General features: G+C 63.1%; 24 protein-coding genes. 13 read left to right on the top strand and 11 right to left on the bottom strand.

The genetic code is table 11. The features are described from left to right. Positions 1-56: 56 nt before the first annotated feature. Entirely contained in the window at positions 57-1130 is a 1074-nt protein-coding gene (locus GYA94_RS03155) for a DUF748 domain-containing protein (protein ID WP_161891770.1), read from the bottom strand. A gap of 133 nt (positions 1131-1263) precedes the next feature. Here GYA94_RS03155 and cysK point away from each other — a divergent pair, with 133 nt between their 5' ends. From cysK to GYA94_RS03135, 4 genes are all read left to right on the top strand, one after another. Continuing rightward, on the top strand, positions 1264-2238 hold the full coding sequence (gene cysK / locus GYA94_RS03150) for a cysteine synthase A (RefSeq protein WP_009686784.1): 975 nt from the start codon (positions 1264-1266) through the stop codon (positions 2236-2238). Positions 2239-2410: 172 nt separating this feature from the next. After that, positions 2411-3346 carry an aspartyl/asparaginyl beta-hydroxylase domain-containing protein gene (locus GYA94_RS03145; protein ID WP_009686783.1) on the top strand — a complete coding sequence of 312 codons (936 nt, stop codon included), beginning with the start codon at positions 2411-2413 and terminating at the stop codon, positions 3344-3346. A 127-nt stretch (positions 3347-3473) separates the two neighbouring features. Continuing rightward, positions 3474-3635, top strand: coding sequence for a hypothetical protein (locus GYA94_RS03140; RefSeq protein ID WP_009686782.1), 162 nt, complete (start codon positions 3474-3476; stop codon positions 3633-3635). A gap of 115 nt (positions 3636-3750) precedes the next feature. Further along, positions 3751-4632: a DMT family transporter gene (locus GYA94_RS03135; RefSeq protein ID WP_110677810.1), complete on the top strand. Its 882-nt coding sequence runs from the start codon at positions 3751-3753 to the stop codon at positions 4630-4632. Between the two features lie 3 nt (positions 4633-4635). On the opposite strand, the gene GYA94_RS03130 is transcribed toward GYA94_RS03135, so the two are convergent. After that, the gene (locus tag GYA94_RS03130; RefSeq protein WP_054881627.1) at positions 4636-5094 is read right to left on the bottom strand and encodes a DUF4265 domain-containing protein; all 459 of its coding nucleotides are present in this window, start codon (positions 5092-5094) and stop codon (positions 4636-4638) included. A 13-nt stretch (positions 5095-5107) separates the two neighbouring features. Further along, entirely contained in the window at positions 5108-5983 is an 876-nt protein-coding gene (locus GYA94_RS03125) for a DMT family transporter (protein ID WP_110677808.1), read from the bottom strand. Between the two features lie 144 nt (positions 5984-6127). On the opposite strand from GYA94_RS03125, the gene aceK reads away from it, so the two are divergent. Further along, the gene (gene aceK, locus GYA94_RS03120; RefSeq protein ID WP_161891769.1) at positions 6128-7843 is read left to right on the top strand and encodes a bifunctional isocitrate dehydrogenase kinase/phosphatase; all 1716 of its coding nucleotides are present in this window, start codon (positions 6128-6130) and stop codon (positions 7841-7843) included. A gap of 32 nt (positions 7844-7875) precedes the next feature. Here aceK and GYA94_RS03115 read toward each other — a convergent pair whose 3' ends face one another. Beyond that, positions 7876-8739, bottom strand: coding sequence for a DUF6279 family lipoprotein (locus GYA94_RS03115; RefSeq protein ID WP_054912669.1), 864 nt, complete (start codon positions 8737-8739; stop codon positions 7876-7878). 130 nt (positions 8740-8869) lie between these two features. On the opposite strand from GYA94_RS03115, the gene GYA94_RS03110 reads away from it, so the two are divergent. After that, the gene (locus tag GYA94_RS03110; protein ID WP_009686776.1) at positions 8870-9706 is read left to right on the top strand and encodes a CvfB family protein; all 837 of its coding nucleotides are present in this window, start codon (positions 8870-8872) and stop codon (positions 9704-9706) included. Here GYA94_RS03110 and GYA94_RS03105 read toward each other — a convergent pair whose 3' ends face one another. Together GYA94_RS03105 and GYA94_RS03100 are read right to left on the bottom strand one after the other, a co-directional pair. Next, on the bottom strand, positions 9707-10087 hold the full coding sequence (locus GYA94_RS03105; protein ID WP_009686775.1) for a hypothetical protein: 381 nt from the start codon (positions 10085-10087) through the stop codon (positions 9707-9709). Positions 10088-10251: 164 nt separating this feature from the next. Beyond that, positions 10252-11724 carry a right-handed parallel beta-helix repeat-containing protein gene (locus GYA94_RS03100; RefSeq protein WP_110677804.1) on the bottom strand — a complete coding sequence of 491 codons (1473 nt, stop codon included), beginning with the start codon at positions 11722-11724 and terminating at the stop codon, positions 10252-10254. 243 nt (positions 11725-11967) lie between these two features. Here GYA94_RS03100 and GYA94_RS03095 point away from each other — a divergent pair, with 243 nt between their 5' ends. From GYA94_RS03095 to def, 3 genes are all read left to right on the top strand, one after another. Further along, positions 11968-12147, top strand: a complete 180-nt coding sequence (locus GYA94_RS03095; protein WP_029885390.1) for a CsbD family protein — start codon at positions 11968-11970, stop codon at positions 12145-12147. Positions 12148-12299: 152 nt separating this feature from the next. Next, on the top strand, positions 12300-13259 hold the full coding sequence (locus tag GYA94_RS03090) for a YihY/virulence factor BrkB family protein (RefSeq protein ID WP_009686772.1): 960 nt from the start codon (positions 12300-12302) through the stop codon (positions 13257-13259). Then, a complete protein-coding gene (gene def, locus GYA94_RS03085; protein ID WP_110677802.1) occupies positions 13256-13792 on the top strand; it encodes a peptide deformylase in 537 nt (178 codons plus the stop codon). Before GYA94_RS03090 ends, def begins: the two co-directional genes overlap by 4 nt. Here def and GYA94_RS03080 read toward each other — a convergent pair. Further along, on the bottom strand, positions 13747-14115 hold the full coding sequence (locus tag GYA94_RS03080; RefSeq protein WP_054912666.1) for a GNAT family N-acetyltransferase: 369 nt from the start codon (positions 14113-14115) through the stop codon (positions 13747-13749). The two genes, def and GYA94_RS03080, sit on opposite strands and share 46 nt — an antisense overlap. 352 nt (positions 14116-14467) lie before the next feature. Here GYA94_RS03080 and GYA94_RS03075 point away from each other — a divergent pair, with 352 nt between their 5' ends. Both GYA94_RS03075 and GYA94_RS03070 read left to right on the top strand, forming a co-directional pair. After that, positions 14468-14725, top strand: a complete 258-nt coding sequence (locus tag GYA94_RS03075) for a DUF2790 domain-containing protein (protein ID WP_161891768.1) — start codon at positions 14468-14470, stop codon at positions 14723-14725. A gap of 187 nt (positions 14726-14912) precedes the next feature. Beyond that, positions 14913-15398, top strand: coding sequence for an SRPBCC family protein (locus tag GYA94_RS03070; RefSeq protein ID WP_009686768.1), 486 nt, complete (start codon positions 14913-14915; stop codon positions 15396-15398). A 57-nt stretch (positions 15399-15455) separates the two neighbouring features. On the opposite strand, the gene GYA94_RS03065 is transcribed toward GYA94_RS03070, so the two are convergent. Further along, a complete protein-coding gene (locus tag GYA94_RS03065; RefSeq protein ID WP_009686767.1) occupies positions 15456-15926 on the bottom strand; it encodes a MaoC family dehydratase in 471 nt (156 codons plus the stop codon). Between the two features lie 34 nt (positions 15927-15960). Continuing rightward, positions 15961-16905, bottom strand: coding sequence for an alpha/beta hydrolase (locus tag GYA94_RS03060; RefSeq protein ID WP_110677798.1), 945 nt, complete (start codon positions 16903-16905; stop codon positions 15961-15963). A gap of 219 nt (positions 16906-17124) precedes the next feature. Between GYA94_RS03060 and fadD2 the strand changes: the two genes are divergently transcribed. Both fadD2 and fadD1 read left to right on the top strand, forming a co-directional pair. Next, positions 17125-18813 (top strand): long-chain-fatty-acid--CoA ligase FadD2, encoded by a 1689-nt coding sequence (gene fadD2 / locus GYA94_RS03055; protein ID WP_125920310.1) that lies wholly within the window; start codon positions 17125-17127, stop codon positions 18811-18813. A 355-nt stretch (positions 18814-19168) separates the two neighbouring features. Then, the gene (gene fadD1 / locus GYA94_RS03050; RefSeq protein ID WP_009686764.1) at positions 19169-20866 is read left to right on the top strand and encodes a long-chain-fatty-acid--CoA ligase FadD1; all 1698 of its coding nucleotides are present in this window, start codon (positions 19169-19171) and stop codon (positions 20864-20866) included. 150 nt (positions 20867-21016) lie between these two features. On the opposite strand, the gene GYA94_RS03045 is transcribed toward fadD1, so the two are convergent. Together GYA94_RS03045 and GYA94_RS03040 are read right to left on the bottom strand one after the other, a co-directional pair. Then, a complete protein-coding gene (locus GYA94_RS03045) occupies positions 21017-22324 on the bottom strand; it encodes an NAD(P)/FAD-dependent oxidoreductase (RefSeq protein WP_029885384.1) in 1308 nt (435 codons plus the stop codon). 25 nt (positions 22325-22349) lie between these two features. Next, positions 22350-23646, bottom strand: a 1297-nt coding sequence (locus tag GYA94_RS03040) for a glutamine synthetase family protein (protein ID WP_161891767.1), incomplete at its 5' end; no start/stop codon positions are given.

Raw genomic sequence — 23646 nt, 5'->3', positions numbered from 1 at the left:
GGGCAGCTGCAAACGCGGACCGGGTATTCAGTCCCTGAATGTCCCGTCACGCTGTTTCAGTCGGACTTCGGCGCCGGTTGCTCATAGCGTGCATTGAACGCCTGGATGAAGCCGTTGCGCAGGATCTGCAGGAAGGCCTCGAAGGCGCTGATGTTCTGCTTGTGCACGCTGCCGCTGAGCTCCACCCGGGTGGCGAACTGGTTTTTCGGCTGGTTCTTCAGCACCGTCTCGGAGGCGCCCACCAGGGCCTCCCACACCGAGCGGAAGAAGCCTTTGTCCTTGTCCTCGACATCTTGCTGCCAGTCGAACACGTCCACGTCACGCAGCAGAGGTTTGATGTAGCCATTGAGGCGGCCGTTTTCCGCCTGGGCCTCGATGACCACGTCACCATGCCCTGCGCTGAAGTCGAACTTGCCGTAGGCACTGGCGAAGTCATTCAGGTTGCGCAGTTCTATGCCGGTGGCACGCAGGCGGAACTCGAAGTCATCGAAGTCACTGAACGGGTCGAAAGTGGCGCGGCTTTCGACCTTGGCATTGCCGGCGATCAGCGCCGTGCCCTCGAAGCTGGCGTCGCGCCGGCCTTGCTTGTCGCGCACGTTGGTCAGGTTGCTGATGGTGGCGTCCAGCCGGGTTGCCTTGAGGTTGACCGGGGGGTTGGAATTGAAATTGCGAAAGGTCAGGGTGCCATTGTCGATACGCACTTCATCGAGGGTAATCGGCAGCAGCTTTTCCAGTTGTTGCCGCCAGTCAGTGCCCTGGCCGGTCTGCGAGGCCTGCTTGTTGCCGCCGTCGACGAAGTTCAGTTCGGGCTGCTCGAAGATCACTTTCGCCACCACGGCCTTGTCGTAGATCAGCGAGTGCCAGCTGACCGACAGGTCGATAACCGGTGCATCCAGCAGCGGCACTGGCACTTTGCCGCTGGTCTTGACGATCCGCAGGCCGTTGATCCGGTAGGCCCCGCGCCACCAGGCCAGGTCCACGTCGGCCACGTGGCCACGGTAGTCGCCCATGTCGGCCAGCTTGTCGTTGAGGTAGTCGCGTACCAGGTAGGGCAGCGCCAGGTGCAACGCCACCAGCAGCGCCACCAGGCTGGCCAGGCCGATCAGCGGCCAGCGATAACGGGCTTTCATCGGGGTGTCTCCCAGGAGGATGTGCGGTGGACCGCAATGCGCCCGGCTGAGTTCGAACAGGCTTTACGGGCCTACGGCCGGGGCTTACCCTTGAGGTCTTTTCCTGCTCGCTTTCATGCCAAGGACCCCTGCCATGAGCCGTATCTTTGCAGACAACGCCCATTCCATCGGCAACACGCCGCTGGTGCAGATCAACCGGATCGCCCCGCGTGGCGTGACCATCCTGGCCAAGATCGAGGGGCGCAACCCGGGCTACTCGGTCAAGTGCCGCATTGGCGCGAACATGGTCTGGGATGCCGAAAGCAGCGGCCGGCTCAAGCCGGGCATGACCATAGTCGAGCCCACCTCGGGCAACACCGGTATCGGCCTGGCCTTCGTTGCCGCCGCGCGTGGCTACAAGTTGATGCTGACCATGCCCGCGTCGATGAGCCTCGAACGGCGCAAGGTGCTGAAGGCGCTGGGCGCCGAACTGGTGCTGACCGAGCCGGCCAAAGGCATGAAGGGCGCCATCGACAAGGCCAACGAAATCGTGGCCTCAGACCCGGCGCAGTACTTCCTGCCAGGCCAGTTCGAAAACCCGGCCAACCCCGCCATTCACGAAAAAACCACGGGCCCGGAAATCTGGAACGACACCGACGGCGCGGTAGACGTGCTGGTGGCGGGGGTGGGCACGGGCGGCACCATCACCGGTGTGTCGCGCTACATCAAGCATACCCAGGGCAAGGCGATCCTGTCGGTGGCCGTGGAGCCAGAGGCTTCGCCACTGATCACCCAGACCCTGGCCGGCGAAGAGCTCAAGCCCAGCCCACACAAGATCCAGGGCATCGGGGCTGGCTTCGTACCGAAAAACCTCGACCTGTCGATTGTCGACCAGGTGCTGACGGTGGCCGACGAAGAGGCCAAGGCCATGGCCATTCGTCTGATGCAGGAAGAAGGCATTCTCTGCGGCATTTCTTGCGGCGCAGCCATGGCGGCGGCCGTACGCCTGGCGGAAAAACCGGAAATGCAAGGCAAGACCATCGTCGTGGTGCTGCCCGATTCCGGCGAGCGTTATTTGTCGAGCATGCTGTTCAGCGACATGTTCAGCGACCAGGAAAACCAGCAGTAACCGGCCATGCCGCTGACCGGGCTCAATGTTCGGCGGCCTGGTTGACTGCACAATCTTCATCGACACGATCCCGCCCCGGTGGTTTGTACCGCGGCGGGATCGGTTTATGATGGCAGGATGATTTTCAGGAAAGCAGGCCGCGCAGCCCTGTTTCTTCCCCTAGGAGTGATGCATGACCTTATCCTTTGCAGCCAAGGCGGGTGTCTTGCTGGTGTTCTTCGGCAGCGTGCTGTTCGTGCACCTGCGCGGCAAGGCCCGCCTGCCGGTGTTGCGCCAGTTCGTCAACCATTCGGCGCTGTTCGCCCCCTACAACGCCTTGATGTACCTGTTTTCCGGGGTGCCGTCCAAACCCTACCTGGACCGCCAGCGCTTCCCGGAACTGGATGTGCTCAAAGACAACTGGCAGGAAATCCGCGAAGAGGCCATGCGCCTGTTCGACGAGGGCTATATCCGCGCCGCTGAAAAGGACAACGACGCCGGCTTCGGTTCGTTCTTCAAGAAGGGCTGGAAGCGGTTTTACCTGAAGTGGTATGACAAGCCGCTGCCATCGGCCGAGGCGCTGTGCCCGAAAACCGTAGAACTGGTCAGCAGCATTCCCAACGTCAAGGGCGCGATGTTCGCCCTGCTGCCTGGCGGTAGCCACCTGAACCCGCACCGCGACCCATTCGCCGGTTCGTTGCGTTACCACCTGGGCCTGTCCACGCCGAACTCCGACGCCTGCCGCATCTACGTCGATGGGCAGGAGTACGCCTGGCGGGACGGCGAAGACGTGATGTTCGATGAAACCTACGTGCACTGGGTGAAAAACGAGACCGATGTGACCCGGGTGATCCTGTTCTGCGACATCGAGCGGCCGTTGAGCAGCCCGCTGATGACCCGCATCAACCGCAAGGTCAGTGCCTTCCTGGGCCGCGCCACCGCGCCGCAGAACACCGACGACGAGCGGGTGGGCGGCATCAACCAGGCGTATGCCTGGAGCAAGCGCTTCTCCAACAAGCTCAGCACCCATGTGAAGCAGTTCAAACGGGCCAACCCCAAGGCCTACCGGGTCTTGCGCCCGGTGCTGGCGGTGGTCGTGGCTTATCTGCTTTACCGCTGGTTGTTCTGAGCGCAGGCAGGCCTGTGCGCGGGTTCACCCGCGCACAGGCCTGCTCACCTCACACTGGCGCCCGCTATTGCCCAATCGTGGATTCACCGCTATTCTCCACAACACTTCCTTCCCTGAAGCCTGAATCATGCCCGCCAAGCCCTCCACCACCAGCTTTGCCATCGCGCCAGTCGCGGGCATGGTCGTGCGTGGCAGCCAGCAGCCGGCCATGGTCAGTCATTACCCACCACCTGTCAGTGGCGCCGTAGGCGGCGTAGCTCCGCCATGCTGCGTGGTCGTGTTGGGCTGATCGGCTTAGGCCGAGTCCCTTCGCACACGCAACCCACTGAACCCGGCCGGCTACTTAGTGCGCTTTAGCGCAGGCCGTCCGCTTGGCTTATCTGCCTATCATCAGGTGGCAATACATGTCCTTTTTCAACAAAGCATCCGTGGCCTCGGCGGCCACTACCAGCCTGTTCGTCCTGCTGTGGAGCAGCGGGGCGATCGTTTCCAAACTTGGCCTGGCGCATGCCAGCCCGTTCGCCTTCCTGCTGCTGCGCTCTGCCTTGGCCCTGGCGGGCCTGTTGCTGATCGGGCCGTTGCTGGGGCTGCGCTGGCCACGCCGTAAGGGCGCCATGCTGCGTGCCCTGGGCACTGGCTGCGTGTTGCTCGGGGCTTACCAGATCTTCTATCTGCTGGCCCTCGACACCCACGTCACGCCAGGCATCATGGCCACGGTCATGGGCGTGCAACCGATCCTCACCGTCGTGCTGATGGAGCGCCAGCGTTCGATCAGCCGCCTGTTCGGCCTGGGGCTGGGCTTGAGCGGCTTGATCATGGTGGTGTACCAGGGGCTCAACCTGGGTGGGATGTCGCTGGCGGGCATGCTGTTCGCCCTGCTGGCGCTGGCCAGCATGACCTGCGGTTCGATCCTGCAAAAACGCATCACCGACAACCCCATGGGCACGCTGCCGCTGCAGTACCTGGCCGGCTTTGCCCTGTGCGCGCTGTTCGCACCCTTGCAACCCTTACAGGTGCAGTGGACCGGGGGTTTCGTGGCTGCCTTGCTGTGGATGGGCCTGGTGGTTTCGCTGCTGGCCACCTTGCTGCTGTATCGGCTGATCGCCAAGGGTAACCTGGTCAACGTCACCAGCCTGTTCTACCTGGTGCCGGCGGTGACCGCGGTGATGGACTTGCTGATCTTCGGCAACCGCCTGGCGCCGCTCAGCCTGCTGGGCATGGGGTTGATCGTGGTCGGCCTGCTGTTCGTGTTCCGCAAGCCTGCCAAGCGCCTGGCCGAGGCCTGAGCCCTAGCGGAACTCGGCGGGGATGGCGTGCCGGAGTACGCCTTCCTCGAAGTCCAGCAGCCCGGCTTCGCGCTGGGTGAGCAGGTAGTAGAGCAGGGTGTCGATTGAGCGCTGTTGCGGTACTGCCACGGCCAGCAGTCTTACCGACTGCTCGGTTTCACAGGCGCAGCCGAAATCCTGCAAGGCAGCGCGAACCTGATCGAGGGTTTCCGGGGGCTTGACCAGCACCCGGAACACCGAGGTGCCGCTGCTTTGGCGCAGTTCGGCGAACCAGGTCTGGCCGTCTTCTTCATAGGTGCCGATAAGGTCACCCGGCGCGATGCCGTACACATGAAAGGGGATGTTGTCCACGGCATGGCCGCCTTCCACAGCCTTGGCCCAAAGGCCTTCGACCGAGGCCGGTGGGTAGCCGTTGGCGTCCTGTTCCAGGCGGAACAGCACCTTCTTGCAGGTTGGGCTCATGCCGTTCTCCCGGTCAATTGCGCGCCGGGCGCAGTACCAGCCACAAGGCCACAGCAATCAGCAGGCCGCCATACAGGTGCGCCAGCGACAGCGGCTCGTCCAGCAGCCATGCGCCCCATAGCACGCCGAACACCGGGATCAGGAAGGTCACGGTGCTGGCCTTTACCGGGCCTATTTCTGCCAGCAGACGGAAGTACAGGATATAGGCGAATGCCGTGCACAGCAGGCCCAGGCCGAGCAGCGACAGCCAGACCTGCCAGCCGCCCCAGCTGGCGGGCGGCTGGCTGAGGGCGCTCCAGGCGAACAGCGGGCTGAGCATCAGCGTAGCGCCGAGCATGCTGCCCAGCGCCGACAGGCGGCTGTCCAGGCCGCTGACCCAGCGCCGCGCGAGGAACCCGGCAAAGCCGTAGCAGGTGGTAGCTGCCAGGCACGCCAGGGCGCCTTGCAGCAGGGCCATGTCCAGGGCCACCGGCCCGGCCCCGCTGAGGATGCCGACACCGAGCAGGCCAAGGAAAATGCCGCAGAGCTTGGCCAACGTCATGGGTTCACGGAAGCACAGCACGCCGATCAGCACGCCCATCAGTGGCGTGGTGGCGTTGAAGATCGCCGAGTAACCGGCTGGCAGCACCTGGGCAGCTACTGAATAGAAGGTTGCCGGGATGCCGGAGTTGATCATGCCCAGTACCAGGCAGGCCCCGAGCTTGCCCTGGAAGTCCCAGCGCACGCGGCTGGCGGCGACGATGGCGACCAGGCCCAGGCAGGCGATCGAGACCCGAAAGAACGCGGTCGGCACCGTGCCCAGCTCGGGGGCGATAATGCGCATGAACAGGAAACTCGCCCCCCAGACGGCAGCAAGGGTCAGCAGGCGGGTTAGGGCAATCGGGCTCACAACGGTCTCCGGAGGGCAGGGCAGGGGCGCGAGTGTACGCGAGGGGGCGGGGCGATACTTGTGCTTTCTTGCGCAGTGAACCTGGCCCGCATTTGCGTCAGGCCGACTAAGCTGTGTAACTCATTCACCCATGAGGTGCCCGGCATGCCCCAACCCTGGCCCGCTGTCGAAATCGCCCGCACCATCCTGGCGGGCTTCGACGATTACCGTGACCACTTCCAGCGCATCACCCTCGGCGCCCGCCAGCGCTTCGAACAGGCGCGCTGGCAGGAAATCCAGCAGGCCGCGGCTGCGCGCATCAGCCTGTATGAAGAAAAAGTCGCCGAGGTCAACGGCTGGCTGCGCCAGGCCTTCCCCGCGCCGGTGTTGCTGGACGTGGCGCAGTGGCCGCTGGCCAAACACGCCTACATCCAGCAGATCGACCCCCGGCTGGACGACGAGTTGGCCGAGACCTGGTACAACTCGCTGTTCTGCAGCCTGTTCAGCCACGACCAGATCAGCGATGGTTGCATGTTCATCCACACCACCCGGCCGTCGCTGCGCGGGCGTGAGCGCGCCGCGCAAACCCGTACCTATGCGCTGGGCGGTAGCCTGAAGGGAATGCTGCAGGCGATCTTCGCCGACTACCCGTTCGATGTCGCCTACGGTGACCTGGAGGGTGACCTGGCACGGCTGGAAGCGCAGGTGCGCGAATGCCTGCCCGACTGGGTTTGCAAGGACCCGGAGCTGGCGGTGGAGCTGTTCGTGCCCGTGCTGTATCGCAACAAAGGTGCCTACCTGGTCGGCCGCCTGTACAACCGCGATGAGCAATGGCCCTTGGTGATTCCCTTGCTGCACCGCGAAGGCCATGGCATCGAGGTGGACGGGTTGATCACCGACGAAGCCGAGGTGTCGATCATCTTCTCGTTCACCCGCTCCTACTTCATGGCCGATGTGCCGGTGCCGGCCGAGTTCGTGCATTTTCTCAAGCGCATTCTGCCGGGCAAGCACATTGCCGAGCTGTACACGTCGATCGGTTTCTACAAGCAAGGCAAGTCGGAGTTCTACCGGGCCTTGATCAACCACCTGGCCAACAGCGACGACCGTTTCGTCATGGCGCCGGGGGTGCGCGGCATGGTCATGAGCGTGTTCACCCTGCCGGGTTTCAACACCGTGTTCAAGGTCATCAAAGACCGCTTTTCACCGTCTAAAACCGTTGACCGCGCCACGGTGATCGACAAGTACCGGCTGGTGAAAAGCGTGGATCGGGTAGGGCGCATGGCCGATACCCAGGAGTTCGCCGATTTTCGTTTCCCACGCAGCAAGTTCGAGCCCGATTGCCTGGCCGAGTTGCTCGAAGTGGCGCCCTCGACCGTGGCCCTGGAGGGCGACACGGTGCTGGTGCGCCACTGCTGGACCGAGCGGCGCATGACCCCGCTGAACCTGTACCTGGAGCGCGCGGGCGAAGGCCAGGTACTGGCGGCGCTGGAAGACTACGGCCTGGCCATCAAGCAACTGGCGGCAGCGAACATTTTTCCTGGTGACATGCTGTTGAAGAACTTTGGCGTCACCCGGCATGGGCGGGTGGTGTTCTATGACTATGACGAAATCTGCTTTCTGACCGAGGTGAATTTCCGCCACATACCGCCACCGCGGTATCCGGAAGACGAGCTGTCGGGCGAGCCGTGGTATTCGATCGGGCCGCACGATGTGTTCCCCGAAGAGTTTCCGCCGTTTCTGTTTGCCGACATGGGCCAGCGGCGCTTGTTCAGCCGCTTGCACGGCGAGCTGTATGACGCGGATTACTGGAAGGGCCTGCAGGCGGCCATTGGCGAGGGGAAGGTGATCGACGTGTTCCCGTATCGGCGCAAGGGGCGCTGATGGCGGTGTTGCAGGCCAAGCCCCTCACGCCTTCAGGCACTCTTCAGGCACTTCAGCTCACTAAAGTGGTCGCGCACCTTGGCCAACCGCGCTTGCAGCAACTGCCGTTGCTGCACGCTACTTTGCTGCACCAGGTCTACCAACAGGCTGCGCGCCTGTTGCTCGGTGTTCTGGAAGGCCGCGCGGTATTCCGGCGTCCACAGGCTTTCCTTGTGTTGCAACAAGGTTGCCAGGCGCGGCTCGAAGCTGGCGTCGTTGCGTTGGTTCATCGCCAGCAGCAGCTGTTGCTGCCAGTGGGCGCGGTTGGCGATCCATTCGCGGTTCTGGTCGCCCAGCGCTGCTGACCAGGCTTGTACGCGTTGCTTCTGCACCGCGGACAGTGGGCCAAACCAGGCGCTCAGGCGTTTTTCCATACGCGCGCTGCGCTCGCTGACCTGCTCGGCCAGCGGGGTATCGACGTACTCTTTTTGCCGCTCGGCGATGTCGTCGCGGAACGCTTCACGCATTTCGGCCACCTGGCGGTCGCTCATGCCGCGCAACAACTCGGTCGCCGAAGGGGTGATTTCCTCTGCCACACGGCCAATCGCCTGGCGCGCTTCGCGGGTGCGTTGCTGCAGCGCCTGGTCGGTCACCTGGTTGTCGGCGACCATGGCGCGGACCCGCTCCAGCCAGTCGAGGTAGCCCGGTAACTGGGTCTTGCAGTGCCAGGCCAGGTGTTGCTTGAGGCGGTCGTCGAGCAAGGCCTTTTGCGTGCCGTTCATGTCCAGGTAGTCGCCCAGCGACCACGGCACCAGGCGGTCGAGGTTGCGGTAGGCCAGGTCCATGCGGCTGCAGGCGCCTAGGGCCAGGGCGAATCCAAGGGCGATGAGCAGGGCTTTGGACAGGCGTGAAGGCATGGGCTGTTCCTTGCAGTGGCTGGCCAGACGGTAGACGCGAGGGGGGCACGGCGGTTCCACTGCATCAGCGGTCGGGCGGCGCGCTGGCTTCAGGTGTAGAATAGCCGCCTTGTCATGAGGATCATCGGAAATGGCTCTGCTTGGGCGTTACAACAGTTTGCAAATCGTGAAACACGTGGACTTCGGTCTGTACCTGGACGGCGGCGCCGATGGCGAGATCCTGCTGCCCGGGCGCTATATCCCGAAAAACGCCGAAACCGAAGTCGATGACTGGTTGAACGTGTTCATCTACCTGGACAGCGAAGACCAGCTGATTGCGACCACCGAGAAGCCCAAGGTGCAGGTCGGTGAGTTTGCCAGCCTCAAGGTCAAGGACATCAACGGTGCCGGCATCTTCCTCGACTGGGGCTTGTCCAAGGACCTGTTGATGCCGTACTCGGAAGAGGCGCGGCCGTTGAAGATCGGCGACTACTGCGTGGTGCACGTGTACCTCGACAAGCGCACCCGCCGCATCACCGCCACGTCCCGCCTGGACCGCTACCTCGACGTGGCCCCGGCCGATTACAAGGTCGGGCAGCCGGTCGAGCTGTTGGTGGCTGGCGAAACGCCGATGGGCTTCAAGGCCATCATCAACAACCGCCACTGGGGCCTGATCCACAAGAACGAAGTGTTCAAGTTCCTGCGCTCGGGCATGCACGAGAAGGGTTTCATCAAGGAACTGCGCCACGACGGCAAGATCGCCCTCAGCCTGCAGCCGGTGGGCGCCGCCCTGGCCGACAGCCTGCAGGAGCAGATCATGGCGCGCCTGGAGGCCGAAGGCGGGGTGCTGGGGGTGTGTGACAAGAGCGACCCGGCGTTGATCAGCAAGCTGTTCAATGTCAGCAAGGGCAACTTCAAGAAAGCCATTGGCGGCTTGTTCAAGCAGGGCTTGATCGTCATCCATGACGACCGGATCGAAAAGGCCTGATCAGGCCTGAACGAAGTTGCGGAAGTCCAGCTGCTCGCCACCTGGGCGGGTGTCGCGCAGCAGCGAGTCGCGGTCGGCGCTCAGCGCCAGGCTGATGGTCGAGCGGCGCTTGCCAGGCTTGCGCACTTCCATCTGCTCCAGGTGGGCCTTGAGGAAGTTGGTCGGCACTTTCAGGTGCTGCAGCTCGTCGGTTTGCGGGGTGTGCAGCAGCAGGTTGACCCAGTCGGCCTGGCCCTTGCCCAGCAGCGCCACCGGCACTTCGAACCACCACAGGTTGCGTTTGTTGTCCAGAATGGCGAACAGGGTGTTGCTGCTGTTCAGCACCGGGCGGGCCAGTGCTTGGTTGCGCCGGGCGATGGCGGCGGGTTTGTCGAGTTTCATGCAGGTTCCTGCGGGTTGACGCTATGAAGGCCTGCATTGTGAGGGGTGCCACGGGGCGGGGCAAGGTTTGATGGTTGTGCCTGCTGCGGGCGCGCCAGGCGGGGGGCGCGGGCGCTGCCTTGGGTTGCGCCCCACCCCCGCCATCAGCCGGCCCTGGCGGTGCGTCAGCGACGAAGCGGCGGGCTCAGCTCGGAGGTTGCCCCGTCAGCGGTGGTCACGGTCGCGGTGAAGCTGCGCAACCCGGCGATGTCGTCCAGCGCCTGGGCAAACCGTGCCTGCCCTTGTGCGTCACTGTTCACCTGCACTTCGCCAAGGTAGTGCTCGGCCTCGGTGGCGTCGGCCTGGGCATTGCCGAAGAACTCAACGCGCAGCAGGCTCGATGCCGGCCCCTGTACTTCACCGCGCAGCACATTGCCTTCCAGCGCCAGCAGCCGTGGTGCCGGCTGATTGTGGTTGGGCAGCGGCTGGCACGGCTTGGGCTCGCCCTTGGCGTTGCAGATAAGTGCCTGGTCCTGCTTTGGCAGGTCGGCGCCAACCCCGCGTGAGCCCACATACAAGGCGTGTGCCTGGGCTGGCACGCCAAACACGATGGCCCCGGTGCGCTGCCCGGGTACGCATGAGCCGCCCGCCTGGCAGCGGCGGATATCCTGGCTGTTGGCCCAGATGCGGTTCCCGCTGAGGCGTGTGGTAGTCACCTCAGGCTCCGGGCGCAGGGCCACGCCGATGCGGTTGCCGTGGATCAGGTTGCCGTCGAGGATGTTGCCCTCACCGGTGACGCTGACCCCGATCGAGTTGCCGCTGAAGGTGTTGGCCGCCAGGTAGTTGCGTTTGCCCCAGTTGATCTGCAGGCCGTCGGAGTAGTTCTCGAAGCGGTTGCGCACCACGCTGTTGTCGTTGCCCAGCAGAATCTCGATACCCTGTGAGGGCTCGGGGTTGGCTGCTGTGGAGCGGAACAGGTTGTCGGCTACCAGGTTGAATGCTGCGCCACGGGTCAGCTCCAGCCCATCCCCGTTGTCGATCAGTTGGTTGCGCAGCACCTTGTTGTTGGTGGTGGTGGTGGCAGTGGGGTTACCCGCGCCGTCGTCGCCAGTCAGCATGATGCCGGCGCCGCCTTTGTTGGCGACGATGCGGTTGTCTTCGATGACGTTGTGGCTGGCGCGGTTGACCAGGATGCCGATGCAGAAATTGCGCACTTCCAGGCCGCGCAGTTGCACGCCCTGAGTGTCACGCAGCACCAGCCCAGGGTTGGTGGTGGTGCGCACATTGGTGCCGAACTGGCCGGGCAGGGCGCCGGGGCAGGTGCGAACACCCTGGTCCTTGATGTAGGCGGAGCCGTCGATGGCAATGTACTGACCCTCGCGTGCCCAGGCCAGCCCGGTGATGCTGACCGGGCCTTTGATTTCCGGCAGCGCGTGGCTGGGGCGGATCACATAAGGTGGCTTGCCCACGGCGGCGATGTCGATACGGTAATGGCCGGGGTTCCGGTTACTGGTTTCAATGGCCCAGCGCAGGGTGCCGGGGTTGCCGTCGTCGGTGTAACGCTCGACACGCAGGGTTTCAGGGCTGGCGGCAGCGGTGGCCAGGGTGGACAGGGGCAGCAGTGGCAGCAAGGCCAGCAGTGCAGGCATCAGACGCATGGGGCGGGTATCCGAAAACATTGTTCTTGTCGTGTGCTCGCCTGGCTTGAGGCGCACATTTGCACCGCATTCTAGGGGAGCCGTGGCGTCAACGCAGGGCTGCCTGTGTGATTTGGTGCGGTATTCGCCCGTAGATTGACCGCTTGGCTTGCGGGGTGAAAATTCGTTGAAACTCTTACGCTGGGTGCTGGGTCCACCTTTTGTCGACACTGTACACGTGTCTCCATTTGCAGGAGTTTTGCCATGAGCGGTACTAAAGACAAAGTCAAAGGCCTGGCCAATGAGGCGATGGGCAACGTGAAACAAGGTGTCGGCAAGGTGACCGACAACGACAAGCTGCGTGCCGAGGGCAAGGCGCAAGAGCTCAAAGGCGAGGCGCAGCAAGTGAAGGGCGATGTGAAGGACGCGGTAAAAAAACCGTGATCTGAACACGCCTGTGCCGGCCTCTTCGCATGCGTGCGGAGGGGCCGTTACTTTTGCCGCCAATTTCTTCAATCGCGACTGGGAGCAGCACAGCATCGGCACGGTCTATTAGACTTGTGTGTTGATTCGATCAAGCGGCGAAAGGAGACGCTATGATTTTTTCCGCCCTGCAGGGCCTGCCTTTGCACCGCGTGCTGGCGCGCACCGTCAAGGAATTTCTCGATGACGAGATGTCCACCTATGCGTCGGCGCTGGCCTACCAGGCGCTGTTCTCGCTATTCCCATTCTTGCTGTTCCTGATTGCCCTGATCGGCTTTTTGCACCTGCCCGACTTTTTCTCCTGGCTGCGCCTGCAATCGGAGCTGGTATTGCCACCCCAGGCCCTGGAGCAGGTGAACCCGGTAATCGACCAGCTACAGCAATCCAAGGGCGGGCTGTTGTCGGTCGGTATCGTGATTGCCTTGTGGACCGCATCGGCCGGTGTGCGCTTGATGATGAGCGCCATGAACGCCGCCTATGATGTGCCCGAGGGCCGGCCGGTGTGGAAGCGCATCCCGTTATCCATTTTCTACACCGTGGGCCTGGCCGGCATGCTGTTGGCAGCCGCCGCGCTGATGGTGCTTGGCCCGCAAGTCATGGAGTGGATCGCCGCCCAGATCGGCATGCAGGAGTTCATCGTCACCTTGTGGACGGTGTTGCGCTGGCCGGTGATCGTCTTTCTGCTGATGGTGGCGGTCGCGTTGATCTACTACGTAATGCCTGATGTGAAACAGAAGTTCCGCTTCATCACGCCGGGCTCGGTGCTGGCGGTGGTGGTGTGGATCATCGCGTCGCTGGGCTTTGCCTACTACGTGAAAACCTTCGCTGACTACAACGCCATGTACGGCAGCATTGGTGCAATCATCGTGCTGTTGCTGTATTTCTACATCTCGGCTGCTGTGCTGTTGCTTGGCGCCGAAATGAATGCGGTGATCGAGCACATGTCGGCCGAGGGCAAAAACCCCGGTGAAAAGGATTTCGACGAGCACGCGCCCGCGCAGACCATCAGTGTTCTGGGCCATGAGCACCCCACTTCGGGCCAGGCGCAGACTTCCGAGCCTAACCCCCGATGATCCGTGACATTCTCAAGATGGGCGACGAGCGCCTGCTGCGCGTTGCCGCGCCGGTGCCCGCGCAGCTGCTGGGCAGCGGCGAGCTGCAGCAACTGATCGACGACATGTTTGAAACCATGCGCCATGTCGGCGGCGTGGGCCTGGCCGCGCCGCAGGTGGGCATCGACCTGCAACTGGTGATTTTCGGCTTCGAACGCAGCGAGCGGTACCCGGACGCCGAAGCGGTGCCGCAGACCATCCTGCTGAACCCGGTCATCACCCCGACTTCCACTGAACTGGAAGACGGTTGGGAAGGTTGCCTGTCGGTGCCCGGCTTGCGCGGCGTGGTACCACGCTTCAAGCACATTTGCTATGAGGGCATCGACCCACAGGGCAACGCGATCCGCCGCTTTGCCGAAGGCTTCCACGCGCGGCTGGTGCAGCATGAGTGCGACCACCTGATCGGGCGTTTGTACCCATCGCGGATCCAGGACTTTACCAAGTTCGGCTACACCGACGTGCTGTTCCCAGGGCTGGAAGCAGGCGACGACTGACCCTGCTGCAGGGCCACCAGGCGTTTGCTGCGCTGGTAGCGTTGCAAGCGGCCATGCAGGGTGTCGGGCAGGCACTGCGCCAGTTCGAAACCCAGGCGTTGATAGAACGGCAGCAGGTCGGGGTGGCAAAACAGCCAGGTTGGCCCGTCAGCCTGGGCCAGCGCCGCCTTCACCAGTTTGCCGGCTACCCCTTGCTGGCGCCGTTGCGGGTCGACGAACAGGCCGGTCAGCCAGAAACCCCCGGTTACCCTGGCCAGGCTCAGCCCGGCAATGATCCCCGGCCCCCTGGCTACCCACAACTGCGCATCGCTTGCCGCGCGCATGCGCGAGCCTTGTTGCCGGTAAAAATGGTCCAGCAGCCGGCGTTCTGTATCCGCAAGTGTCGAGCAGGTTAATTGTTCAGAAATGGCGAATTTCTCCTGAGTACAGAGCAGAGGCTCTGGCGTAATGCTTTGCGGGTATTTTGTCGCAGATTGTTGCAAATTCGGCAAGAGTGAATATCCGAGTTCGGGGTTCAACTATTAACCGCCAGGCGTAGAATTTCAGGCATCCCCCCTGCAGTACGAAGCGGGATCGGTACTTCGTGCCATCTTCACCGTAGATGGCAACTTCTCCGCGCCGGAAACGGCATTAGAAGTCAATCGATCAGCTTGAATGCTCAAAAGGCAAAACACCATGAACCCATTACTGATTCTTGCATTGGTCGGTATGTCCTCGTTCGCCCTCGCCGATGAGGCCAAGCCCGTCTCCACCCAGCCAGTGGCCCAGCAGTACGACTACTCGATGAACCTGGATATCAAGCGGGTAATCGACCTGTCGACCATTCCCAATGTCTGCGAAGTGGTGCCTGCCACCATGACCTATGAAGACCACCACGGCCAGGTGCATACCATCCAGTACCGTGCCATGGGCGAGGGCTGCCAGCAGGGTTGACCGGCTACAGGAGGTTCGAGCGCCCCCGCGCGGCGCTCGAACGCCGTGGGCCGTTATCGCCAAACGCACTGAGCCGCTGCTCGGCGGGCCACCCTCGTGGGGCGGGCCTGGTCTATCGTGGACGTGGGGAATTCGCACAGCCTTGCTGCGTGAACTGCCACCCTGACTGCCACGGAGACAACACCCGATGAGCCTTGCCCCTGCTGCGCAAGCGCAACATGAGTTGTTGATCAGTCGCCTGATCGACGCCCCACCGGCCAAAGTGTTCCGCGCCTGGACCGAGCCCGAGTGGCTAAGGCAATGGTGGGGGCCGCATGGCATGAGCACCCCGGAATGCGAGATGCAATTGTGGCCCGGCGGCCTGTTCCGCACCTTGATGCGGGCGCCGGATGGTAGCGAGTACCCCACCCAGGGCGTGTTCCTGGAAATTGCGGCACCGCGGCGCCTGGTGTTCACCGATGCGTTTGGCCCCGGCTGGGTACCGTCGAACAAGGCGTTCATGACCGCCGTGATCAGCCTGGACGAGGAACGGGGCAAAACCCGTTATACCGCCCGGGCCTGGCACTGGAATGCTGCCGATTGCAAGGCCCACGAGGACATGGGGTTCTACCAGGGCTGGGGTGAAAGCCTGGACCGCCTGGTGGAGTTGGTCACCCAGCGGATGCCAGACTGATGGTTGCCTGGGGGCGGGCATTCGCCCGCCGCAGGGCCGGTAGTGCCAGCGCTATGCTCAGCTGGCAACGAAATTCGGTGGCGATACCAGTTCCACGGTCTGCTGCTTGCGTGGCGCCAGGATTTCCGCTTCGCCCTGCACCACCAGCTCATCGTTCTGGTTGTACACATTGGTCGCGATGCGCACTTTGAACTTGGGCAGTTTTTCCAGAATTTCCAGGCGTACGGTGAGCGTGTCGCCAATCTTCACCGGCTTCTGGAAGCTCATCTGCTGGCCCAGGTAGATGGTGCCAGGGCCTGGCAGGGTGCAGGCCACTGCCGCACTGATCAACGCGCCGCTGAACATGCCGTGGGCAATGCGTTCGCGGAACATGCTCTTGGCCGCAAACTCGGCGTCCAGGTGCACCGGGTTGTGGTCACCGGACATCGCCGCGAACAGCTGGATGTCGCGCTCTTCGACGGACTTCTGGTATTGCGCCTTCTGGCCAACTTCGAGGGCTTCGTAAGGCGTGTTGGTGACCTGGGACATCGGGGTTTCCTTGAGCGGTAGGCGAGGGTGGCTGTCATTCACTGCGCACAGGCCGATCAATGGCCAGTGCCTGTTCAAGCCAGCCGACAATGTCGGCAGTGACCTCGTTACGGTTGGTTTCGTTGAGTACTTCATGCCGCGCTTCAGGATAGACGCGTAGCTGTACATGTCGATTGCCGGTGGCGCGCAGGGCGTCGGCCAGATGGGTGAGACGCTTGCCGGCACTGACCGGATCACATTCCCCACCCATTATCAGTATCGGCAGGTTCGGATCGATCTGTGCGAGGTTACCCGGCTGGCTGATCTGCGCCAAGCCTTGCAGCAGGTCCAGCCACAGCTGGTTGCTGCACCGAAAGCCGCACAGCGGGTCGTTGACGTAGCGGTCGACCTCGGCCGGGTCGCGGCTGAGCCAGTCGAACGGCGTACGGTTGGGCTTGAAGGCCTTGTTGAACGCGCCGAAGGACAACCATTCGATCACCGCACTTTTGCCCAGCGGCCCCTGGCGCCAGGCCTCCAGCCGCGCCACCAGCCGGGCCATGCGGTACAGCGCGGCAGGCTGGTAGTTGGAACCGCTCAGGATCGCCCCGTGCAGGCTGGCGCTGTGGTGCAGCAGGTAAGCCTGGGCGATATAGCTGCCCATGCTGTGGCCGAACAGGAACAGCGGTGTGCCCGGGTAGTGTTGGCCAATGTACTGGGCCAGCCGGCCGAGGTCGTCGACCACGGCATTCCAGCCATGATGGCGGCTGAACAGGCCCAGGCTGCCGTGCTCGGCGCTACGCCCGTGGCCACGCTGGTCAGCGGCGAACACGGCAAAGCCAGCCGCGGCCAGGGCCAGGCCCAGGCGCTGGTAGCGCCCGGCATGCTCGGCCATGCCATGGGCCAGCAGGACTACGGCTTTCACTGGCGAGGCTGGCAGCCATTGGTGCACGTACAGGCGGCAGTGTTCGCTGACGGGCAGCCAGAAGGCGTCGTGGGGCATGGCGGCTCCTTGTGCGCATGGGGTACCGGAACAGTGTATGCACAACCGGCCCGATTGCAGGAAGGGCACAAATAAGATTCACAATGTTAATGGCGGCACTTGGCGTATAGGCCACCCTGGGCTTACCTGCTAACGTCGAAGCAACGCCTGTTTGCCGGTTGGCGACCAGGTCAAGGATCCAAGGACGCAGTGCAGGTCCAGGCAGAGGAACAATAATAAATGCAAGCCGACTTCTGGAATGACAAGCGCCCGGCGGGCGTGCCTTCCACCATCGACATCAATGCCTATGCCTCGGTGGTCGAGGTGTTCGAGCGCTCTTGCAAGCGCTTTGCCGACCGCCCGGCATTCAGCAACCTGGGCGTGACCCTGACCTATGCGCAACTGGAGCGACATTCAGCCGCGTTTGCCGCCTGGTTGCAGCAGCACACCGACCTGCAGCCGGGCGACCGTATCGCGGTGCAGATGCCCAACGTGCTGCAGTACCCGATCGCCGTGTTCGGGGCCATGCGTGCCGGGCTGATCGTGGTCAATACCAACCCGCTGTACACCGAGCGCGAGATGCGCCACCAGTTCAATGACAGCGGCGCGCGGGCGTTGGTCTACCTGAACATGTTCGGCAAGCGGGTGCAGGCCGTGTTGCCCGACACCGGCATCGAGTACCTGATCGAAGCGAAAATGGGCGACCTGCTGCCCACTGCCAAGGGCTGGTTGATCAACACGGTGGTCGACAAGCTGAAAAAGATGGTGCCGGCCTACCACTTGCCCCAGGCACTCTCGTTCAAGCAGGTGCTGCGCCAGGGGCGCGGCCTGTCGCCGCAACCGGTGCCGCAGAGCCTGGACGACATCGCCGTGCTGCAGTACACCGGCGGCACCACCGGGCTGGCCAAAGGCGCCATGCTTACTCACGGCAACCTGGTGGCCAACATGCTGCAGGTGCTGGCGTGCTTTTCGCAGCACGGCCCGGACGGGCAGAAGCTGCTCAAGGATGGCCAGGAGGTGATGATCGCGCCGCTGCCGCTGTACCACATCTACGCGTTCACCGCGAACTGCATGTGCATGATGGTCACCGGCAACCACAACGTGCTGATCACCAACCCGCGGGATATTCCCGGCTTCATCAAGGAGCTGGGCAAGTGGCGTTTCTCTGCATTGCTCGGGCTCAACACCCTGTTCGTGGCGCTGATGGATCACCCGGGCTTTCGCCGGCTGGATTTCTCGGCACTGAAAGTTACCAACTCCGGTGGCACGGCGCTGGTCAAGGCCACTGCCGAACGCTGGGAGGCGCTTACCGGCTGCCGCATTGTCGAAGGCTATGGCCTGACCGAAACCTCGCCGGTGGCCAGCACCAACCCCTACGGCCAGTTGGCCCGGCTGGGTACGGTGGGCATCCCGGTGGCCGGTACCGCCTTCAAGGTCATCGATGATGACGGCAACGAGCTGCCGTTGGGCGAGCGTGGCGAGTTGTGCATCAAGGGGCCGCAGGTGATGAAGGGCTACTGGCAGCAGCCTGAGGCCACCGCCCAGGCCCTGGATGCGGACGGTTGGTTCAAAACCGGTGATATCGCCGTGATCGACCCCGACGGCTTCACGCGGATCGTCGACCGCAAGAAGGACATGATCATCGTCTCGGGTTTCAACGTGTACCCCAACGAGATCGAAGACGTGGTGATGGGCCACCCGCAGGTCGCCAACTGCGCGGCCATCGGCGTGCCCGACGAGCGTTCCGGCGAGGCGGTGAAGCTGTTCGTGGTGCCGCGCGAGGGGGGGCTGAGCGTGGATGAGCTCAAGGCCTACTGCAAGGCCAACTTCACCGGTTACAAGGTGCCCAAGCACATCGTGCTGCGCGAGTCCCTGCCGATGACCCCGGTGGGCAAGATTCTGCGCCGGGAGCTGCGGGATATCGCTTGAGTCAGCTGCAAGCTGCAAGCTACAAGCTACAAGCTACAAGCTAGAAGCTAGAAGCTAGAAGCTAGAAGCTAGAAGCTGCAAGCGGTGAATCAGAGCCTTTGGCGCGCTCTATCTTGCCGCTTGAAGCTTGTAGCTTGCCACTTTAAGCTAAATACTCTAAAAATGACCTAAATTGTTCATTGAGTCATTTTTGTGACCTTAAGGCCAGTTTTGGCCTCTAGGCGACCCCAGGCAAAGCTGTTACTCTCGGCCCGCTTTCAGATGATCCGGTTTGCAACGAACCGTCATCTCATATCAATAATAAGCGCATCGACGCGTGAATCGAACTTCGCTGTTGCTGAAGGAGTGGGCTTCCATGATCGAACATTTTTGGAAGGATAAGTACCCAGCCGGGATTACGGCGGAAATCAATCCTGACGAATTCCCCAATATCCAGGCAGTACTCAAGCAATCCTGCCAACGCTTTGCCGACAAACCGGCCTTTAGCAACCTGGGCAAGACTATCACTTATGGCGAGTTGTATGCGCTGTCGGGGGCATTTGCCGCCTGGTTGCAGCAGCATACCGACCTCAAGCCGGGTGATCGTATTGCCGTGCAACTGCCCAATGTCCTGCAGTACCCGGTCGCGGTGTTCGGTGCCATACGCGCCGGGCTGATCGTGGTCAACACCAACCCGCTGTACACCGCGCGGGAAATGGAACACCAGTTCAACGACTCTGGCGCCAAGGCCTTGGTGTGCCTGGCCAACATGGCCCACCTGGCTGAGAAAGTGGTGCCCAAGACCCAGGTCCGGCACGTAATCGTCACCGAAGTGGCCGACCTGTTGCCGCCGGTCAAGCGCTTGCTGATCAACAGCGTGATCAAGTACGTGAAGAAGATGGTGCCGGCCTACCACCTGCCGCAGGCCGTGCGTTTCAACGCTGCGCTGGCGCTGGGCAAGGGCCAGCCGGTAACCGAGGCCAACCCGCAGGCCAACGATGTGGCGGTGCTGCAGTACACCGGCGGCACCACCGGCGTGGCCAAGGGTGCCATGCTGACCCACCGCAACCTGGTGGCCAACATGCTGCAGTGCCGGGCGCTGATGGGCTCGAACCTGCACGAAGGCTGTGAAATTCTCATCACCCCGCTGCCGCTGTACCACATCTACGCGTTCACCTTCCATTGCATGGCGATGATGCTGATCGGCAACCACAACGTGTTGATCAGCAACCCGCGTGACCTGCCGGCGATGGTCAAGGAACTGGGCAAGTGGAAGTTCACCGGCTTTGTCGGCCTGAACACCCTATTCGTTGCCCTGTGCAACAACGATGGGTTCCGTGCCCTGGACTTCTCGGCGTTGAAAATCACCTTGTCGGGCGGCATGGCCCTGCAGTTGAGCGTGGCCGAGCGCTGGAAGGCGGTGACCGGCTGCGCCATCTGCGAAGGCTACGGCATGACGGAAACCAGCCCGGTGGCCACGGTCAACCCTGCCGAAGCGAACCAGGTCGGCACCATTGGTATTCCGGTGCCGTCGACCCTGTGCAAGGTAATCGACGAGGCTGGTAACGAGTTGCCGTTGGGCGAAGTCGGCGAACTGTGCATCAAGGGCCCGCAGGTCATGAAGGGCTATTGGCAGCGCGAAGAGGCCACTGCCGAGATCCTCGACAACCAGGGTTGGCTGAAGACCGGCGACATCGCCTTGATCCAGCCAGACGGCTACATGCGTATCGTCGACCGCAAGAAGGACATGATCCTGGTCTCCGGCTTCAATGTGTACCCCAACGAGCTGGAGGATGTGCTTGCCGGCTTGCCTGGCGTGTTGCAGTGCGCGGCCATCGGGGTGCCGGACGAGAAGTCGGGCGAAGTGATCAAGGTGTTCATCGTGGTCAAGCCGGGCATGACCGTGACCAAGGAGCAGGTGATGGAGCACATGCGTGCCAACGTGACCGGCTACAAGGTGCCGCGCCATATCGAGTTCCGCGATGCGCTGCCGACCACCAACGTAGGCAAGATCCTGCGCCGCGAGCTGCGTGATGAAGAGCTGAAGAAGCAGGGCCTGAAGAAGATCGCCTGACCCTGCGTTGCCCTTGTAGGAGCGGCCTTGTGTCGCGATGGGCCGCAAAGCGGCCCCGTCCATTTCAGCGCCCATGCCAAGATCCAGGGGCCGCTTTGCGGCCCATCGCGACACAAGGCCGCTCCTACAGCTAGGGCATGGGTTTTGGGCTCAGCGCAGTTTTTCCAGCATCTGGTAATACCACATGCCGGCCGCCAGCAGCGGGTTGCCCAGCAAGTCACCCATCGGCACCCGCACATGCTTGCACTGGGCGAAGGTGTCGAACTGCTCGAGCGTACCGGTCAACGCCTCGGCCATGATCTCGCCCATGATGTGGCTGGTGGCAATGCCGTGCCCGGAATACCCCTGGCAATACCACACGTTGTCCGACAGCTTGCCCAGCTGTGGAATGCGGTTGACCACGATGCCCATGGCGCAGCTCCACTGGAACTCGATCGGCACGCCCTTCAATGCCGGGAACGTGCGCTCGATGCATGGCCGCAGCTCGCCTTCGATATCCCGCGAGTCACGGCCGGAGTAGTTGGCGCCGCCACCGAACAGCAGGCGCTTGTCGGCCGTCAGGCGGTAATAGTCGAGCACGAAGCGGCAGTCGTACACCGCCAGGTCGTGGGGGTTGATCTGCTCGGCCAGTTCGCCCAGTGGCGCGGTGGTGACGATCCCGCCCATGGCCGGGAATATCTTGCCCTTGAGTTGGCGCTTTTCCAGCTTGTGGTACACATCGCCGGCCAGCATCACCTGGCGTGCCTCGACCCGGCCGTGGGCGGTAACCACCGCCGGGCGCGGGCCATGCACGATGTCCAGCACTTCGGAATTCTCGAACACCAGTGCGCCCAGGCCATGTGCGGCGCGGGCCTCACCCAGGCACAGGTTGAGCGGGTGCAGGTGCAGGTTGCGCAGGTTCTTCAAGGCGCCCATGTACAGTGGGCTCTGCAGGTGCTCAGCCACTGCCGCGCGGTCGAGCATTTGAACCTGCTCGCCCATGCCCCGGCGTTGCGCTTCGGCCTCGAACGCGCGCAGCTCGTTCATGTGCGAGGGTTTCATGGCGGCATGCAGGTGGCCACGCTTGAGGTCACAGTCGATGCCGTAGCGCGCTACGCGCTGCTCGATTACCTGGTGGCCACGCCAGCGCAGGTGCCAGATGAAGTCATCGACCTCGGCGCCCAGGTGGTTGCGCATCTGTGAGCGCATGGCTTCGTCGCCCGACAGGCTGCCAGTGACTTGGCCACCGTTACGGCCGCTGGCACCCCAGCCTATACGGTTGGTTTCGACGATGGCCACCTTGAGGCCGCGCTCGGCAAGCTCGACTGCCGTGGCCACGCCGGTGAAGCCGCCGCCGATGATTGCCACATCCACCTGCACCGTGCCCTTGAGTTGCGGGTACTCGGTAGGGTCGTTGAGGGTGGCGCTGTAGTAGGACGGCGCGCGCTGCGCCGGGCCTTTGTGCAATGCTGCGTTCATGGGTGTTCCTTGAATGTTGAGGGGCTCAGGCCTGGTGCAGGTACCAGCGCCAGTCCTGTTCGCTGACTTCGGCCATGAACTGGCGGTACTCGGCGCGCTTGACCTTCAGGTACACGCCGAGGAAGTCCTCGCCCAATGCTTCGCGGGCCCAAGCCGACTGCTGCAAGGCGTCGAGCGCCGTCAGCCAGTCGGTGGGCAGGTGTTCGGTGGCCTGGGCATAACCGTTGCCTTGCACCGGTGCCCCTGGGTCCAGCTGTTCGCGAATGCCACGGTGGCTGGCTGCCAGGATCGCCGCCGCCGCCAGGTAGGGGTTGGCATCGGCGCCGCAGATGCGGTGCTCCACATGCCGGCTGTTGGCCGGGCCACCGGGTACGCGCAGGCTCACAGTGCGGTTGTCCACGCCCCAGGTGGGTGCCAGTGGTGCATAACTGTTGGCCTGGAAGCGGCGGAACGAATTGGCGTTGGGGCAGAACAGCAGCAGTGATTCGCGCAGGTGGCGCAGCATGCCGGCGACCGCCTGGCGCAGCAGCGGCGTGCCAGCCTTGTCGTCGCTGGCGAACAGATTGGTGCCGGCGTGGTCAGCCAGGCTCAGGTGCATGTGCATGCCAGTACCCGCCAGGTGCGCGAATGGCTTGGCCATGAAGCAGGCCTGCATGCCGTGGGCATGGGCCACGCCCTTGACCAGGCGCTTGTAGCGTACCGCCTGGTCCATGGCCTGCAGTGCGTCACCGTGCTCCAGGGTGATTTCCACCTGGCCGGGGGCGTATTCGGAAATGGCCGTGCGGGCCGGGATGCCCTGGGCTTTGCAGGCGGCATACAGATCGGCGAGAAACGGCTCGATCTGTTCCAGTTCGCGCAGGCCGTACACCTGGGTGCTGCGCGGGCGCCCGCCATCGTTGTCCAGTGCCGGTTGCGGGCGGCCTTGGGCGTCGCGCTGCTGGTCAAGCAGGTAGAACTCCAGTTCGCAGGCCATCACCGGGTGGTAGCCGTCGGCCTGCAGCGCCTCGATGGTGCGCAGCAGCACGTGGCGCGGGTCGGCGATGCTGGCAGGCAACCCCTCACTCGGGTGCATGCTCACCTGCACTGCGGCGGTCGGCACCCGGCGCCAGGGCAACCTTGTCAGGCTGCCCTCGAGCGGGTAGGCGCGGCAGTCGATATCACCCACATCCCAGACCAACCCGGAGTTTTCCACATCGTCGCCGTTCAGGGTCAGGCCGAGAATGGTACTGGGTAGCGGCCGGCCGCTCTGGTACACGGCCAGCAATTCGTCGCGGTGCAGCAGCTTGCCGCGGGGTACGCCGTTGGCGTCGAGAATGAACAGC

Origin of the sequence: Pseudomonas juntendi, assembly GCF_009932375.1 — a bacterium.
Lineage (GTDB): Bacteria > Pseudomonadota > Gammaproteobacteria > Pseudomonadales > Pseudomonadaceae > Aquipseudomonas > Aquipseudomonas juntendi.
The sequence above is the reverse complement of the archived record's forward strand: the minus strand, read 5'-3'. Positions and strand labels throughout refer to the sequence as shown.

What these genes read in the sequence shown, in the direction of transcription:
- cysK (WP_009686784.1), top strand. Translation starts at nt 1,264, where the DNA reads ATGAGCCGTATCTTTGCAGACAACGCCCATTCCATCGGCAACACGCCG.
- fadD1 (WP_009686764.1), top strand. Translation starts at nt 19,169, where the DNA reads ATGATCGAACATTTTTGGAAGGATAAGTACCCAGCCGGGATTACGGCG.
- GYA94_RS03075 (WP_161891768.1), top strand. Translation starts at nt 14,468, where the DNA reads ATGAACCCATTACTGATTCTTGCATTGGTCGGTATGTCCTCGTTCGCC.
- GYA94_RS03155 (WP_161891770.1), bottom strand. Translation starts at nt 1,130, where the DNA reads ATGAAAGCCCGTTATCGCTGGCCGCTGATCGGCCTGGCCAGCCTGGTG.
- GYA94_RS03115 (WP_054912669.1), bottom strand. Translation starts at nt 8,739, where the DNA reads ATGCCTTCACGCCTGTCCAAAGCCCTGCTCATCGCCCTTGGATTCGCC.
- GYA94_RS03100 (WP_110677804.1), bottom strand. Translation starts at nt 11,724, where the DNA reads ATGCGTCTGATGCCTGCACTGCTGGCCTTGCTGCCACTGCTGCCCCTG.
- GYA94_RS03105 (WP_009686775.1), bottom strand. Translation starts at nt 10,087, where the DNA reads ATGAAACTCGACAAACCCGCCGCCATCGCCCGGCGCAACCAAGCACTG.
- GYA94_RS03135 (WP_110677810.1), top strand. Translation starts at nt 3,751, where the DNA reads ATGTCCTTTTTCAACAAAGCATCCGTGGCCTCGGCGGCCACTACCAGC.
- GYA94_RS03070 (WP_009686768.1), top strand. Translation starts at nt 14,913, where the DNA reads ATGAGCCTTGCCCCTGCTGCGCAAGCGCAACATGAGTTGTTGATCAGT.
- def (WP_110677802.1), top strand. Translation starts at nt 13,256, where the DNA reads ATGATCCGTGACATTCTCAAGATGGGCGACGAGCGCCTGCTGCGCGTT.
- GYA94_RS03045 (WP_029885384.1), bottom strand. Translation starts at nt 22,324, where the DNA reads ATGAACGCAGCATTGCACAAAGGCCCGGCGCAGCGCGCGCCGTCCTAC.
- GYA94_RS03110 (WP_009686776.1), top strand. Translation starts at nt 8,870, where the DNA reads ATGGCTCTGCTTGGGCGTTACAACAGTTTGCAAATCGTGAAACACGTG.
- GYA94_RS03065 (WP_009686767.1), bottom strand. Translation starts at nt 15,926, where the DNA reads ATGTCCCAGGTCACCAACACGCCTTACGAAGCCCTCGAAGTTGGCCAG.
- aceK (WP_161891769.1), top strand. Translation starts at nt 6,128, where the DNA reads ATGCCCCAACCCTGGCCCGCTGTCGAAATCGCCCGCACCATCCTGGCG.
- GYA94_RS03130 (WP_054881627.1), bottom strand. Translation starts at nt 5,094, where the DNA reads ATGAGCCCAACCTGCAAGAAGGTGCTGTTCCGCCTGGAACAGGACGCC.
- fadD2 (WP_125920310.1), top strand. Translation starts at nt 17,125, where the DNA reads ATGCAAGCCGACTTCTGGAATGACAAGCGCCCGGCGGGCGTGCCTTCC.
- GYA94_RS03080 (WP_054912666.1), bottom strand. Translation starts at nt 14,115, where the DNA reads ATGCGCGCGGCAAGCGATGCGCAGTTGTGGGTAGCCAGGGGGCCGGGG.
- GYA94_RS03095 (WP_029885390.1), top strand. Translation starts at nt 11,968, where the DNA reads ATGAGCGGTACTAAAGACAAAGTCAAAGGCCTGGCCAATGAGGCGATG.
- GYA94_RS03060 (WP_110677798.1), bottom strand. Translation starts at nt 16,905, where the DNA reads ATGCCCCACGACGCCTTCTGGCTGCCCGTCAGCGAACACTGCCGCCTG.
- GYA94_RS03090 (WP_009686772.1), top strand. Translation starts at nt 12,300, where the DNA reads ATGATTTTTTCCGCCCTGCAGGGCCTGCCTTTGCACCGCGTGCTGGCG.
- GYA94_RS03140 (WP_009686782.1), top strand. Translation starts at nt 3,474, where the DNA reads ATGCCCGCCAAGCCCTCCACCACCAGCTTTGCCATCGCGCCAGTCGCG.
- GYA94_RS03145 (WP_009686783.1), top strand. Translation starts at nt 2,411, where the DNA reads ATGACCTTATCCTTTGCAGCCAAGGCGGGTGTCTTGCTGGTGTTCTTC.